Origin of the sequence: Dactylosporangium sp. NPDC051541 (assembly GCF_044454505.1) — a bacterium.
Lineage (GTDB): Bacteria > Actinomycetota > Actinomycetes > Mycobacteriales > Micromonosporaceae > Dactylosporangium.
Map to the genome: position 1 here is coordinate 1,351,022 of NZ_JBITDU010000001.1, position 14,110 is coordinate 1,365,131.

Sequence of the window (14,110 nt, forward strand, 5' to 3'; positions counted from 1 at the left end):
TGACGAGTTCGCGCTGGATGGCGAAGCGCCGCGTGAGGGGTCCGTTCAGCCCGATATTTCCGACATTTCCGAAATGTCGGGCATCTGGATCGCGGACGGAGTGGCGGCGGTCGAGGTGGAGGGGGAGCCGGGGTCGCAGTTCGAGCCGGAAGCGCTCGAGGCCGAGCCGGAGTTTGTGCTGGGTGAGCCCGGAGCTGATGAGTTCGAGTTCGGATCGGTCGTCGAGCTGGGTGAGGCCCGACGTGACGCCCGTTCCGATGGGATCGAGGGCTCCGCGGGGCACGACACCGAAGGGCAGCCGGCCGGGGCGGCGGTTGACGCGTTCGATGACGTCGAGCCCGCTCGGGATTCGCCGACGCCGAGGGCTGAGAAGCCGGTGTGGTTCCTCAGGGGGTACAGCCGAAACAGTCCCTTGTCCTTGGACGGGCTGCCCCGGGACTCGGTCGGGCCCGGGGGGCTCGGGCCGCGCAACGGTGCGTTCGTGCCCTCGCAGGCCGTCCGGCGTGGCGGGGACGAGCTGCCCGAGTCGCCGTTGACGGATGTTGTGCCCGCGGCCCGTACTCCGGTCGAGGAGGACGAGACCGCGGGCTGAACAACTCCGCGGGGGTCAGCCGGTGGTCTGGAAGAACTTGCCGGCGATCGGGACGGCGGCCGCGGTTGAGGCGCCGCCGTTCTCGACGAACACGCAGAAGGCGATGTCGCCGCGGTAGCCCATGAACCACGAGTGGGTGTGGGCCGGGTCGTTGTCGTACTCGGCGGTGCCCGTCTTGCCGCGCAGGTCGCCGGGCAGGTCCTTGAGCTGGCTGGCGGTGCCGGCGGTGACGACCTCGCGCATCATCTGGCGCAGCGCGTCGAGCGAGGCCTGGTTGAGCTGGGGGCCGTCGGCGGCCGGGCTCTGCGGGGCCGGTTCGAGGACGAGCTGCGGCTGCTTCCACTGGCCGCGGGCGATGCCGGCCGCGGCGGCCGCCATGATGACCGGCGAGACCAGGTTGGTGCCCTGGCCGAACGCGGCCGCGGCCTGCTCGGACTTGCTGCCGTTGACCGAGATCTTGCCGGCGAAGACGTCGGCGCCGAGGTCCCACTTGACGCCCAGGCCGAGGGTCGCGGCGGTCTTGCCGAGGCCGTCGGGGGCGATCTGCGGTGCGAGCGAGGCGAACGCCGTGTTGCACGACTTGGCGAAGTCGGTGCGCAGCGGGACGTTGCCGAGCTCCTGGTCGTGGGAGTTCTTGAAGGTGGCCCCGTCGACCGGCAGGGTCTTTGGGCAGGCCACGATCGAGTCGCCGGTCATGCCCTTGTCCAGCACCGCGAGCGCGGTGACGGTCTTGAGCATCGAGCCCGGCGGGACCTGCCCGACGAGTGCGAAGTTGTTGACCGCGGCGCCGGGGCCGTTGGCCACCGCGACGATCTGGTTGGTGCTGACCCGGATCGCCACCATCGCCGAGCGCCGCTGCTCACCCGCGAGGGCACCCTCGGCCGCGTTCTGCAGGCCCTGATCAATGCTGATCTTGATCCCGGTGCCGGTGGTGGGGTCGGTGGTGAAGTACTCCTTGTCGGGCGTGCCCTGCGGCATGGACACGATCACCTTGACCCCCGGCTTGCCCTGCAGCAGCGAGTCGTACTTCTGCTGCAGCCCGGACAGCCCCACGACGTCCCCGATCTGGTACTTGCCGGGGTTCTTGTCCATGATCTCCTTGGTCACCTCGCCGCTGCTGCCCAGCAGGGCCCGGGCGAACTGCGCGGAGGGCGCCAGGGACTGGGTCGACTTGCGGGTGATCACGCCCGGCGTCGAGTTGACCTTGTTGGCGATCGTGTCGAAGACCTCCTGCCGCACCGTGATGATCTGCACGAAAGCGTCGGGCTTGGCCGCCTTCACCTTGGCCGGCAGGTCCGACAGGCTGACGTCGACCTTGGCCGCCGCGAACGCGTCTGTCAGATTTTTGACCACGATGTTGATGTCGGTGACCGAGCGTGGCTGCACGCCGATGGTCACGACCGGCTTGCTGCTCACGAGCGGCTGGCCGGAGCCGTCGAGGATGCTGCCGCGGGGCCCGGCGGTCTTGCGGATCGCAAGCTTGTCGGTGGCCTCGAGCTTGGGATTGATGGTCTTGGCGGTGAAGATCACCGTCCACTCCTTGTCGACCCGCTTCGCGTCGACGGTGGTGTCGTACTCCCACGTGGAGTCCGCGACCGGCCACGCCACGTGCACGGTCGAGGTGCTGCTGTCGTCCTTGACCACGGGGGAGCCCTTGAGGGTGAGCGTCGGCGGCTTGGCCGCCAGATCGCCCGCGACCGTCGTCCACAGCTTCTGCGCGGCGTCGCCCGAGAGGGCTTTACCGTCCGTACCCAGGAACTTCAGGCCGGCGAGGTTGCCCTTCTGCCAGGCCTCCAGGAAGGTCTTGAGCGAGTCGTCCGGTGGCTTGCTGGAGCACGCCTGCAGGGTGCCGAGCATCGCCAGGGCGGCGACGAGTGCGGTGACACGACGGAATGAAACGGCCATGTGGGCGATTCTGCGCTATGAAAGCACGGAACCGCATTCCCAAGATCGCAACAAGTAGGACAATTCTGTACGCCGAACCCCGCTGGATCGGGTACACGACGATGGTGAACCGGCTGAGGCGTCCCGCCGGAAGCGTTTTAGGCTGAGGGCGGACAACCCACAACGTCGTGGGCGAGGGGAGAACAACCGATGAATCGGCCTGCGGTGCAAGACGGCGCCCGGACTCCGGACGCGACCGAGGACGACGAGCTGGAGCAGTCAGTGCCCAATGCGGAGCATCTCGTCGCGGAGGCGGTCGTGCTGGCCACCGCGCAGAACGCCGACCCTGAGCTGGTCGCGGCCTACTGGCGCCTGGTCCCGGACGAGGAGCTGGCCGGCTGCGATGTCGTCAAGATGGTCGCGGCCACCCGGTCGCACCTGGAGCTGGCCCAGCAGCGCACGCCCGGCGAGCTGAAGCTGCGCCTCGGGCTGAGCGTCACCGGCGGCACCTCGGTGGAGATCGTCACCGACGACATGCCGTTCCTGGTCGACTCGGTGACCAGCGCGCTGTCGTCGCGCAACATCGACGTCAACCTCCTCGTGCACCCGCTCGTGGTCCTGCGCCGCGCCCCGCTCGGCGCCCTCGAGGAGATCCGGGTCGGCGTCGAGCCCGAGGACGCGAGCCCCGGCGACATCGTCGAGAGCTGGATCCGCATCGAGGTCGACCGCATCCGCGACGAGGCCGAGCTGGAGGAGCTGCGCACCGACCTGGCCCGGGTCCTCGTCGACGTCCGCGAGACCGTCGAGGACTGGGGCAAGATGCGCACCCAGGCCCTCGCCCTGGCCGACGAGCTCGGCTCCGCCCAGCTGCCCGTCCCGGACAAGGACATCACCGACTCGGTGGAGCTGCTGCGCTGGCTCGTGGACGACCACTTCACGTTCCTGGGCTTCCGGCAATACAAACTGATCAAGGGTGACAACGGCGAGGAGCTGCTGCAGGCGGTCCTAGGCACCGGCCTGGGCATCCTGCGCGCCGACCAGGTCAAGCCGCGGGCGCTGTCGTCGATGACGGCCGAGGCCTACGCGAAGGCGCTGGAGAAGCGGCTCCTGATCATCACCAAGGCCAACTCCCGGGCGACCGTGCACCGCTCCGCCTACCTGGACTACATCGGCTTCAAGATGTTCGACAGCGACGGCAACGTGATCGGCGAGAAGCGCTTCTTAGGGCTGTTCTCGTCGGCGGCCTACCGCACCAGCGTCCGTGACCTGCCCGTCGTCAAGCGCAAGGTCGCCGAGGTGGTGGAGCGCTCCGGCCTGTCGCCGCGCTCGCACTCCGGCAAGGACCTGATGGAGACGCTGGAGACCTACCCGCGCGACGAGCTGTTCCAGATCGGCACCGACGAGCTGTACAAGGCCGTCATGGGGGTGCTGCGCCTGGCCGGGCGCCGGCAGCTGCGGGTCTTCCTGCGCCGCGACGCCTACGGCCGGTTCATCTCCTGCCTGGTCTACCTGCCCCGGGACCGCTTCACCACCGCCAACCGGCTCCGCATCCAGCAGATCCTCCTGGCCGAGCTCAACGGTGTCGGCGTCGACTACACCACGCGGGTCAGCGAGTCGAAGTTCGCCCGCGTGCACTTCATCGTGCGCACCGAGCCCGGCAATCCGCCCGGCTGGGTCGACGTGGACGACCTCACCGAGCGGTTGTCCGAGGCCACCCGGCTTTGGGACGACGATTTTCGACTGGTACTGGAGCGAAAGCTCAACGACGAGCATCAGGCCAAAGTGCTGTACCAGCTCTACGGTGGCGCGATCTCCGACACCTACAAGGACGAGCACACGCCCTACGAGGCGGTGAAGGACGTCGCCAAGCTCGAACTGCTGGACGAGCCGGGGCAGCTGGTCATGCACGTGTACCGCCGCCGCCAGGACGAGTCCGACATCCGCTTCAAGGTGTTCCGATACGGCGAGCCGATGCTCCTGTCGGCCGTCCTGCCGGTGCTGCACTCCCTCGGCGTGAAGGTCACCGACGAGCGGCCCTACGAGGTCGTCCGGGCCGACGGCACCATCTACCTCTACGACTTCGGCCTGCAGCTGCCGCCGGACTCGCGGGCCATCGCCGATGTGCGGCCCCACCTGGAGAACGCGTTCTCGGCGACGTGGCGGGGTGAGGCCGAGGTCGACAACTTCAACTCCCTCGTGCTCGCGGCCGGCCTCACGTGGCGCGAGGTCGTGGTGTTGCGGGCGTATGCGAAGTACCTCCGCCAAGCCGGCACGGTCTTCTCGCAGGACTACATGGAGACGACGCTGCTGGCCTACCCGGCGATCGCCTCCAAGCTCGTCGCCCTCTTCGCGGCCCGGTTCGACCCGCGGCTGCAGCTGTCCGAGGCCACCCGCTCGGTGCAGTCCAAGGAGCTCGTCGCCGCGATCCAGGCCGACCTCGACGAGGTCACCAGCCTCGACCAGGACCGGATCCTGCGCTCGTTCCTCCACCTGATCCAGGCGACGCTGCGCACGTCGTTCTTCCAGCGCGGCGACGGCGGCCGGCCGAAGTCCTACACCGCGTTCAAGCTGGACCCGCAATCGATCCCCGACCTGCCGGCCCCGCGCCCGCGTTTCGAGATTTTCGTGTACTCCCCGCGGTTCGAGGGTGTGCATCTGCGTTTCGGCGCGGTCGCCCGCGGTGGGCTGCGCTGGTCCGATCGGCGCGAGGACTTCAGGACCGAGATCCTGGGCCTGGTCAAGGCGCAGATGGTGAAGAACGCCGTCATCGTGCCGACCGGGGCCAAGGGCGGGTTCGTGCTCAAGCAGAACCCGGGCGACCGCGACGAGGCCGTGGCCTGCTACCAGCTGTTCATCTCGGCCCTGCTCGACGTGACCGACAACCTCGACGGCGGCAAGATCGTGGCGCCGCCGGACGTGGTGCGCCACGACCCCGACGACCCCTACCTCGTCGTCGCGGCCGACAAGGGCACGGCGACGTTCTCCGACATCGCCAACGAGATCTCGATGCGCTACGGCTTCTGGCTCGGCGACGCGTTCGCCTCGGGCGGGTCGGCCGGCTACGACCACAAGAAGATGGGCATCACGGCCAAGGGCGCCTGGGAGTCGGTGAAGCGGCACTTCCGCGAGCTCGGCGTCGACACCCAGACGACTCCCTTCACCGTGGTCGGTGTCGGTGACATGTCGGGTGACGTGTTCGGCAACGGGATGCTGCTCTCCGAACACATCCGGTTGGTCGCCGCCTTCGATCACCGGCACATCTTCATCGATCCCGCGCCGGACGCGGCCTCGTCGTTCGCCGAGCGGCAGCGGCTCTTCGCGCTGCCTCGCTCCTCGTGGGACGACTACGACACATCGCTTATTTCGCAGGGTGGCGGGATTTATCCGCGGTCGGCGAAGTCCGTGGTGCTGTCCGACGAGGCCCGGGCCGCGCTCGGGATCACCGCGACCGGGCCGCTCGCGCCCAACGACATCATGCACGCGATCCTCACCGCGCCCGTCGACCTGTTCTGGAACGGCGGCATCGGCACCTACGTCAAGGCCAGCGGCGAGTCCCACGCCGAGGTCGGCGACAAGGCCAACGACTACATCCGGGTCAACGGCCGGGAGCTGCGGGCCAAGGTCGTCGGCGAGGGCGGCAACCTGGGCCTGACCCAGCGTGGGCGCATCGAGTACGCCCTCAACGGCGGCCGTATCGCCACGGACTTCATCGACAACTCGGCCGGCGTCGACTGCTCCGACCACGAGGTCAACATCAAGATCCTGCTCGACCGCGCGGTCGCCGCCGGCGAGCTGGACGCGGCCGACCGCAACCCGCTGCTGGCCGAGATGACCGACGAGGTCGGCGAGCTGGTCCTGCGCGACAACTACGACCAGGCGACCGCCCTGGGCAATGCGCGCGCCCAGTCCCGTTCGCTGCTGCCGGTACACAAGCGGCTCATCGCCGACCTGGAACGGCGCGGTCAGCTGGACCGTTCGTTGGAAGGGCTGCCGACCGACGAGCAGCTCGACGAGCGCGCCGCCACCGGCGTGGGCCTGAGCTCACCCGAGTTCGCGGTCCTGCTCTCCTACGTCAAGATCGTGCTGGAGCACGAGATCCTCGACTCCGGCCTGCCCGACGAGGCCTGGACCACCGAGGTGCTGGTCGACTACTTCCCGACGGCGCTGCGCGAACGCTTCGCCGAGGCGATGACCGAGCACCCGCTGCGCCGCGAGATCGTCACCACCGCGGTCGTCAACGCGGCCGTCAACCGGGGCGGCACCTCGTTCTTCCACCGCGCCACCGAAGAAACCGGGGCCGGCGCCGCGGATGTCCTGCGCGCCTCGGTCGTGGTCAACGAGGTCTTCGGCCTCAGCGAACTGCGCCGCGCGGTCGAGTCCCTCGACAACGAGATCCCGACCCAGTCGCAGACCGCCGTCTACCTGGAGATGCGCCGCCTCCTCGACCGGGCCGTGCGCTGGCTGGTCTCCAACCGCCGCCTCCCGATCGACGTCCCCGGCGAGATCGCCCGCCTCCGCCCCGGCATCGCCCGCCTCCTGCCCCAGCTCGACACGCTCTTCCGCGGCCGCGAGCGCGAAGCGCTCCACGCCAACGCCGAGGGCCTGCGGGAGCTGGGGCCGCCGGAGGAGATCGCCGACAGCACGACCCGCATCATGTACGGCTTCGGCCTGCTCGACATCGTGGAGGTCGCGTCCGCCACCGGCCGCGACGTCAACGAGGTGGCGACGGTCTACTACCTGCTCTCCGAGCGCTTCCGGGTCGACGACCTCCTGTCCCGCATCTCCGACCTCCCGCGCGAGGACCGCTGGCAGACGCTGGCCCGGATGGCGCTGCGCTACGACCTCTACGCCGCGCTGGCCGCCCTGACCGCCGAAGTCCTCAACGCCACGTCGCCGGAGCTGGACACCGAGGCCCGGGTCCACGAGTGGGAGCAGAGCAACGCCACGTCGATCGCCCGCACCCGCAACGCCATCGGCGAGTTCGGCGACTCCCCGGGCGACCTGGCCGCACTCTCCGTCCTGCTCCGCCAGATCCGCACCCTGGTCCGCGCGTCCGCCGCTTGACCGGTTCCATGATCGAAGTTGCGGCGGCCCCGGCGTCTTGCTCGTGTGACGCCGGGGCCGTTCGCCGCCGATCGATTCACTGCCGATCGATTCACGGCCGGCGCAGTTCGCGGAGCACGCCGTGGCGGCGAAGGGCCCAGGCCAGCCGGCGGGCGTGGCGATGCCGCAGGACGAGGACCACCGCCGCCCGGATCAGCGCCCAGCGGCGCCCCTGAAACTGGTTGTCGGTCACCTCCCAGATCGCCGCGCGCAGCGGCGCCGACTCCAGCGCGGCGCGCAGCTCCGCGCGGGCATCCGGATCGTCCAGCGCCGACCGGATCGCCCGGGCCAGACCGGGCCGGTCGGCGAGCGCGTCGGTGATCCCGGCCGCGAGGTTCAGCCGGATGTCGTCATGCTCGATGAGCAGCAACGTCGCCCGCCGGATCTCCGGCGTGTCCAGGCCCGAGCGCACGAGGTCCGTCACCCGCCGCTCGACCTCATGGTCATGGTCCTCGACGGCCAGCGCGGCCAGCAGGCCGGCCACCTCGTCGAGGTCGATCAGTTGCCGCAGGCCGGCCCGGAACTCGGCCCGGCTCCAGGCGGCCAGCAGGGCCTTGACGATGTGCCGATCCATAGCGGCTGCATACCCCGGCGCGCGCCCGCCCAATGACCGGGACGGCAGCAGTCGCCCCACCGGCCGGCACCCGAAGTTGCAGCCGCAGGCCCTCCGGATCGTTACCACCGAACGATGACCACGGCGGACCCGCCGGCCTCTCCATGGACCGCGAGCGACAAACCGCGACCAGGCTACGGTCGCGCCCACGCCACTCCGGTAGTTCCCATCGGCCGAGCGCACGATTGTGGTGGCCCTCGAAGCGGCACCGCAGAATGTGACGCCGGCGCGGGGTGAATATCGAGTAGTGTGGGGGCGGCCGTAATGTGGTTGCGGGATTGGTGGCCGGGGTCCGTGGTTTGCTGCCGGGGTCCGTCGTGGTCGTCATTCGGTGGTAACGATCCGGGGGGCCTGCGGCGAGAAAGGCAGATTCGGTCCGTAGTAATTGCGGCTCTTGCGCCTTGCGGCAGTATTTGTTTGATGGTGCGGCGTGTGCTTTCGTTCCCGTGGCGGTGGCGGTGGCGGGACGCTCGGGTTGCCGGGCTGGGGCTGCCGGCGTGGAGTCCGTCCGCGTCGGGTTGGCTCCGTTGGAGGCTGCGCTGGTGTGAGTCGCATCGGGCGGGTCCGCGCTTGTTGGGCTGGCGGTGGCGGGGGTTGCAGCGGGCCGAGTTGGCGGTTTTGGGTCGCGCCGGTGGGGTTGGGGGCGTCAACGGCTGGGCTGGCGGCGTCGGAAGTTGTGCGCGATCGTCTGCCGTTGCCGTTGCCGTTGCCGTTGCCGTTGCCGTTGCCGTTGCCGTTGCCGTTGCCGTCCCGGCTGTCGAAGGGTCCGTGGCCTTTGCTGCTTCCTTCGCGCGGGCTTCGGCGATTTGGCGCTCTTTCTCGGCGTGCCGTTGTGTCAGGCCCCACGCGCGATGCCTGGCGTGTTCGCGGCGGAACTGTTCGTTTGTCGGAGAATAGTTGCGCCGCCGCGTCTGGTCGCGCATCGAGGCCAATGCCGCCCGACTGAACAAACCTATCTGCCCGACCATGCTCCCATCATCCCGGACCTGGCATAAGCTCAACGTAAGCAAAAAGCCTTACGCCATTGCACATGGCGTAAGGCTGGTGCTTTTCGTACCGCGGACTCGGAAGGCCGGCCCCCAGGGCCGGCCGTGGTCTGGCGGGAGCGGCGGTCGCGCCCACCGCGGACCCGAGTAAAAACGCCCTGCGGTTTCTGCTGTTCTCAGGCCGCCAGGCCGAGTGTTTCCGCCGCTGCGCGGCCGTTGGCGTGGCTGGCGCCCCATGTCGTGATGAACGCGCGGGCGCCGGACGGGCGCCACGACGACGGCCAGCCCATTTCGACGACCGTCACCGCGTGGGTCGTGGTCAGGGCGTCGACCAGCGCGCGGGCGCCCGGGAGGCGGTGGACGTTGCGGCCGACGATCACGATCGGGCGGGTGCCGGCCTGGGTGCGCAGGTCGTCGGGGCTGGCCTGGGCGGCTACGACGCGTACCTGTTCGGTGCCGTTGACGTGCGGGCCCAGGCCCCACGGGACGCGGCCGGCGGCGATCGACGACTCGGACTCCAGCTGGACGATCAGCGGGGCGGCGGCGCGGTCGTGGCTGCCTTCGATGCGTACGGCGCTCAGGGCGGCCGGGTAGCCGAGGCCGGGCTCCTCGCGGTCGGTGCGGTCGCCGCTGCGCGTCCAGGCGGCCAGGTCGGCCACGCGGGCGCCGGCCTCCTCGACCCGGGCCAGGGGCAGACGCCCGTCCTGTACCGCCGCCACGATCGCGTCCGCGCACGCGTTGGTGATGTCCTCGTCGATGTCGGCGCCGATGCACAGCAGGTCGGCCCCGGCGGCCAGGGCCAGGACGGCGCCCTGCGGGATGCCGCCGGCGTACTTCGCGGCGCCGACCATCTCCAGCGCGTCGGTCACGACGACGCCGGTGAAGCCGAGCTCGCGGCGGAGCAGGTCGTTGAGGACTCTCGGGCTGAACGTGGCGGGGGCGTCGCCGGTGAGGGCGGGGACGCGGATGTGCGCCGACATGATCGACTTGGCGCCGGCCTCGATCGCGGCGATGAACGGGGGGAGCTCGCGGCTGTGCAGCTCCGGCGAGGTGATGTCGACGGTCGGGAGTTCGCGGTGGGAGTCGGCGAGGGTCGCGCCGTGGCCCGGGAAGTGCTTGGCGCACGCGGCCACGCGGGCACCCTGCAGGCCCAGGACGGCGGCGGCGGTGTGGGTGGCGACCGCGAGCGGGTCGGCGCCGAAGCTGCGGGTGCCGATGATCGGGTTGTCGTCGGCGGTGTTGACGTCGACGGTCGGGGCGAGGTTGAGGTTGATGCCAAGCGCTTCGAGTTCGGCGCCGATCGTGCGGTACACCCGCCGGGTCACCGCCGGGTCACCGAGCGCGCCCAGTGCGGCGTTGCCGGGGTAGGGGCTGCCGGCGCGGTGGGCCAGGCGGGTGACGTCGCCGCCCTCCTCGTCGATGGCGATGAGGATGCCGTCGCGGGCCGCGTGCAGGCTCTTGGTCAGCGTGGCGACCTGGTCGCGCTCGACGATGTTGAAGCCGAAGAGCAGGTGGCCGGCCATTCCCTCGGCGAGGAGGTCCACGGCCCAGGCCGGGGCCTGTTCCCCGCGGAAGGCGCCGAGCAGTGTGCCCAGGGCCAGGCGGCGGAGTCCGGGATCGGTCGACACGATGTTCCCCCCTCAGCCCGTCCGATCGCTACCACGATCGTAGGAGCTTCATGACCGGTTGTGCGTAGGCCGACCGGGTGGTCGAGCCGTACGCTCTGCTAATAGGTTGCGAGTGGCACGCTAATAGGAAAGTTTCCTAAATACTAGGGGTCTCCGTCACCATGAGTTCCGCCCGACTGCCCGGCACGCCGCGCCTGCTGCGCGCCCTCAACGATCGTGCCGCCCTGGAACTGCTGCTCAGCCGCGGCCCGCTGACCCGGGCCCAGCTCGGCGAGCTGACCGGACTCTCCAAGGTCACCGCGTCCCAGCTGGTCGAGCGGCTCGAGGAGCGCGGCCTCGTGACCCGGGTCGGTGAGCAGGCCGGCGGCCGCGGACCCAACGCGCAGATGTACGCGGTCGTGCCCGCCACCGCGTACGTCGTCGGCGTCGAGGCCGGGCCCTCACACGTGGTGGCCGGCGTGGCCGACATCACCGGCAACATCGTCGGGCGCACCGACGTCGCGATCGGTGACGGCGACGACCCGGTCAAGGTGGTGCACGCGGCCGTCGTCGAGGCCGCCGGGGCCGCCGGGGCGCCGATCGATCGCATCCGCCGCATCGTGCTCGGCACCCCCGGCCTGGTCGACCCCGGCAGCGGCGAGATCACCTTCGCCTGGGACCTCCCGCGCTGGCACCGCGGCCTGCTCACGGCCCTGCGCGACGACCTCGACCGGCCGGTCATGTTCGAGAACGACGTCAACCTGGCCGCCATCGCCGAGCAGCACTCCGGGGCCGCGATCGGGGTCGGGGACTTCGTCCTCGTCTGGCTGGACCGGGGCGTCGGCACCGCGGTCGTGCTCGGCGGCCGCCTGCACCGGGGCGCGGCCGGGGCGGCGGGCGAGATCGGCTACCTCCCGGTCGCCGGCACCCAGGTCAGCCGGGACGCCTCGCGCCGCTCCAAGAACGGCTTCCGGACGCTGGTGGACGCGGCGGCGGTACGCGCGATCGCCAAGACCCACGGCTTCAAGTCCGCGGGCGCGGCCGAGGCCGTCCGGGCCGCCATCGCCGCCGGTACCGAGGGCAGCCCGTTCCTCGACGAACTGGCCCGGCGGATCTCGCTGGGGGTGGCCTCGGTCGGGCTGGTGCTGGACCCGGAGCTGGTGGTCCTGGCCGGCGACGTCGGCCAGGCCGGCGGGACTGACCTGGCGCAACGGGTGCAGCACGAGGTGGCCGCGATCGCCGTCGTCTCACCGCGCGTGGTGCCGACCGAGGTGGCCTCGGAGCCGGTGCTGCACGGGGCGATCCTGACCGGCCTGGACGCCGTCCGGGAAGAGGTGTTCGGCTCGACGGCGTGAAAGTTTCTTGTTACCGGGCGTCGCGGCGGTTCATCGTGAGGAATGCGACCGCCGCGATCACCAGGGCCACCAGCGTGATCACCACGCCCGATGCGCCCCAGGCCGGTTCGAACCGCGGCCGCAGGGAGCTGCCCTCGACGCCCGACTGGACCTGGTCGAGGCCCATGCGCAGCCACGAGCGGGCGTAGGTGGACAGGCGGTACGGCTCGGCGTAGTCCCGGGGCGTCTCGACGACCGTGAAGACCAGGGTGCTGCCGAACTCCCACAGCAGCAGGTATGAGATCCCGACCCCGAGCGCGGCCGACGTGTGCCGGCCGATCGAGGCGATCGAGAACCCCAGCGCCGTGCCCGCCATCGCCAGGAACACCACCCGCAGCGCGGTCAGGGCCAGCGAGCCGAACTCGCCCGCGGTGAACCCGACGGTGTCGCCACCGGCCGCGATCGCCAGGAAGGCGCCGGTCCACAGCGCGAGGTACACCAGGGCCACGAGCCCGGTCCCGGCCATCGCCGCGAGCAGCTTGGCGCCCAGGACCCGGCTGCGGCGGGGCGCCCACAGCAGCAGGCCGGCCATGCCGCCGGAGCTCCACTCGACGCCGACGAACGACGCGCCCAGGACGAAGCCGGCCAGCGCCAGCAGCAGCGCGGCGCCGTAGAACAGCGACGGCCACTGGCGGGTGAACGAGAAGCCGTAGTCGAGCAGGGAGTCGCGGGTCGGGCGCGCACCGTAGTCGCAGTTCTTCGGGAAGTTCTCGTTGGGCTCGGCCTGCTCCAGGCCGCTGCGGACCTTGCCGCAGCGGTCGGTGCGCTGGTCCCACAGCTGGCCCAGGCTGACCGCGCGCTCCTCGGCCCGGGCCTTCTCGGCCGCGGTGGGGGAGGAGCCGGTCAGGGTGTACCCGAACGTGAGGAAGGCCATCGCGGTGGCCACCAGGACCAGCGTGACGATCGTGATCCGGCGGCTGAACAGGCGCGCCCACTCCGCGGCGAACAGGTGCGTCATGATGCCGGGTGCTCCTCGGGGGTCCAGTCGGAGTTGTCGACGGCGCGGAAGGCGCCCGGGCGCGGACCGCCGCCGGTGATCGTGAGGAACGCGTCCTCGAGCTGCGCGACCGGGGCCAGCTCGCGCACCCACAGGTTGTTGACGCCGAGGGTGTGCGACACCCAGGCCGGCTCGGCCAGGTCGTGCACGACGATGTGGTCGCCGGCGACGCTCACCTGCGCGCCCGCGTCCGCGAGAATCTCGGCCGCGCGGTGGTGGTCGTCGACGCGGACCCGGTAGGCGCCCTTGTCCGCGACCGCGAGGACCTCGGAGACCGGGCCGGCGGCGACGGTACGGCCGCGGGAGATGATCGTGACCGAGTCGCAGATCTGGTGGATCTCGGCCAGGATGTGGCTGGAGATGACGACCGTTTTGCCCCGGTCCGCGTAGGTGCGCAGGAGATCGCGCATCTCCCGCACCCCGGCCGGGTCGAGCCCGTTGTTCGGCTCGTCGAGAATCAGCAGGTCCGGGTCCTTGAGCAGGGCCGACGCCACCGCGAGGCGCTGGCGCATGCCCATGGAATAGGACCGCACCAGGTCCTCGGACCGGTCCGACAGCCCGACCTGATCAAGAACAAGGCCAACCCGCTGCTTCGGTACTGCCCCCGCCCGCGCCAGCAGCGAAAGCGTCTTGTAGCCGCTGAAGTTGCCGAAGAACGCGGGCGCCTCGACGATCGCCCCGACCCGCACGGCGACCTCCGCCTGCATCCTCGGCACCGGTTCGCCGAAGACGCGCATCCGCCCGCCGTCGGCGCGCAGCAGCCCCAGCAGCGTCTTGAGCGTCGTGGACTTGCCGGAGCCGTTCGGGCCGAGGAACCCGTGGATCTGCCCCGGCTCGACCAGCATGTCGAGGCGGTCGAGGGCGGCCCGCGGCTTGCCGAACACGCTCCGGTACGTCTTGACCAGACCGTCGATTTCCAGTGCCGGTGTCATCG

At 70.5% G+C, this 14,110-nt stretch carries 7 protein-coding genes; 2 read left to right on the forward strand and 5 right to left on the reverse strand.

Annotated features, from left to right (window positions below; translation table 11 throughout):
- Positions 1–607: 607 nt before the first annotated feature.
- Complete coding sequence (locus tag ACIA8L_RS06160; RefSeq protein WP_395900980.1) at positions 608–2,497, reverse strand: penicillin-binding transpeptidase domain-containing protein; 1,890 nt, start codon at positions 2,495–2,497, stop codon at positions 608–610.
- Between the two features lie 189 nt (positions 2,498–2,686).
- On the opposite strand from ACIA8L_RS06160, the gene ACIA8L_RS06165 reads away from it, so the two are divergent.
- A complete protein-coding gene (locus ACIA8L_RS06165; RefSeq protein WP_395900982.1) occupies positions 2,687–7,540 on the forward strand; it encodes an NAD-glutamate dehydrogenase in 4,854 nt (1,617 codons plus the stop codon).
- A gap of 91 nt (positions 7,541–7,631) precedes the next feature.
- Here the strand turns inward: ACIA8L_RS06165 and ACIA8L_RS06170 are convergent, their stop codons facing one another.
- Both ACIA8L_RS06170 and ACIA8L_RS06175 read right to left on the reverse strand, forming a co-directional pair.
- Complete coding sequence (locus ACIA8L_RS06170; protein WP_395900984.1) at positions 7,632–8,153, reverse strand: hypothetical protein; 522 nt, start codon at positions 8,151–8,153, stop codon at positions 7,632–7,634.
- 1,201 nt (positions 8,154–9,354) lie between these two features.
- Positions 9,355–10,806, reverse strand: a complete 1,452-nt coding sequence (locus ACIA8L_RS06175; RefSeq protein ID WP_395900986.1) for a glycoside hydrolase family 3 protein — start codon at positions 10,804–10,806, stop codon at positions 9,355–9,357.
- A gap of 161 nt (positions 10,807–10,967) precedes the next feature.
- Between ACIA8L_RS06175 and ACIA8L_RS06180 the strand changes: the two genes are divergently transcribed.
- The gene (locus tag ACIA8L_RS06180) at positions 10,968–12,140 is read left to right on the forward strand and encodes an ROK family protein (protein ID WP_395900988.1); all 1,173 of its coding nucleotides are present in this window, start codon (positions 10,968–10,970) and stop codon (positions 12,138–12,140) included.
- Positions 12,141–12,150: 10 nt separating this feature from the next.
- Here the strand turns inward: ACIA8L_RS06180 and ACIA8L_RS06185 are convergent, their stop codons facing one another.
- Both ACIA8L_RS06185 and ACIA8L_RS06190 read right to left on the reverse strand, forming a co-directional pair.
- Positions 12,151–13,137, reverse strand: coding sequence for an ABC transporter permease subunit (locus ACIA8L_RS06185; RefSeq protein WP_395900990.1), 987 nt, complete (start codon positions 13,135–13,137; stop codon positions 12,151–12,153).
- Positions 13,134–14,108 carry an ABC transporter ATP-binding protein gene (locus tag ACIA8L_RS06190; protein WP_395900992.1) on the reverse strand — a complete coding sequence of 325 codons (975 nt, stop codon included), beginning with the start codon at positions 14,106–14,108 and terminating at the stop codon, positions 13,134–13,136. The genes ACIA8L_RS06185 and ACIA8L_RS06190 overlap by 4 nt, the downstream gene beginning before the upstream one ends.
- Between the last annotated feature and the right edge of the window lie 2 nt (positions 14,109–14,110).

Bases quoted from the DNA above. Each gene is read 5' to 3' on its own strand.
- ACIA8L_RS06190 (WP_395900992.1), bottom strand. From the start codon at position 14,108: ATGACACCGGCACTGGAAATCGACGGTCTGGTCAAGACGTACCGGAGC.
- ACIA8L_RS06185 (WP_395900990.1), bottom strand. From the start codon at position 13,137: ATGACGCACCTGTTCGCCGCGGAGTGGGCGCGCCTGTTCAGCCGCCGG.
- ACIA8L_RS06170 (WP_395900984.1), bottom strand. From the start codon at position 8,153: ATGGATCGGCACATCGTCAAGGCCCTGCTGGCCGCCTGGAGCCGGGCC.
- ACIA8L_RS06180 (WP_395900988.1), top strand. From the start codon at position 10,968: ATGAGTTCCGCCCGACTGCCCGGCACGCCGCGCCTGCTGCGCGCCCTC.
- ACIA8L_RS06160 (WP_395900980.1), bottom strand. From the start codon at position 2,497: ATGGCCGTTTCATTCCGTCGTGTCACCGCACTCGTCGCCGCCCTGGCG.
- ACIA8L_RS06165 (WP_395900982.1), top strand. From the start codon at position 2,687: ATGAATCGGCCTGCGGTGCAAGACGGCGCCCGGACTCCGGACGCGACC.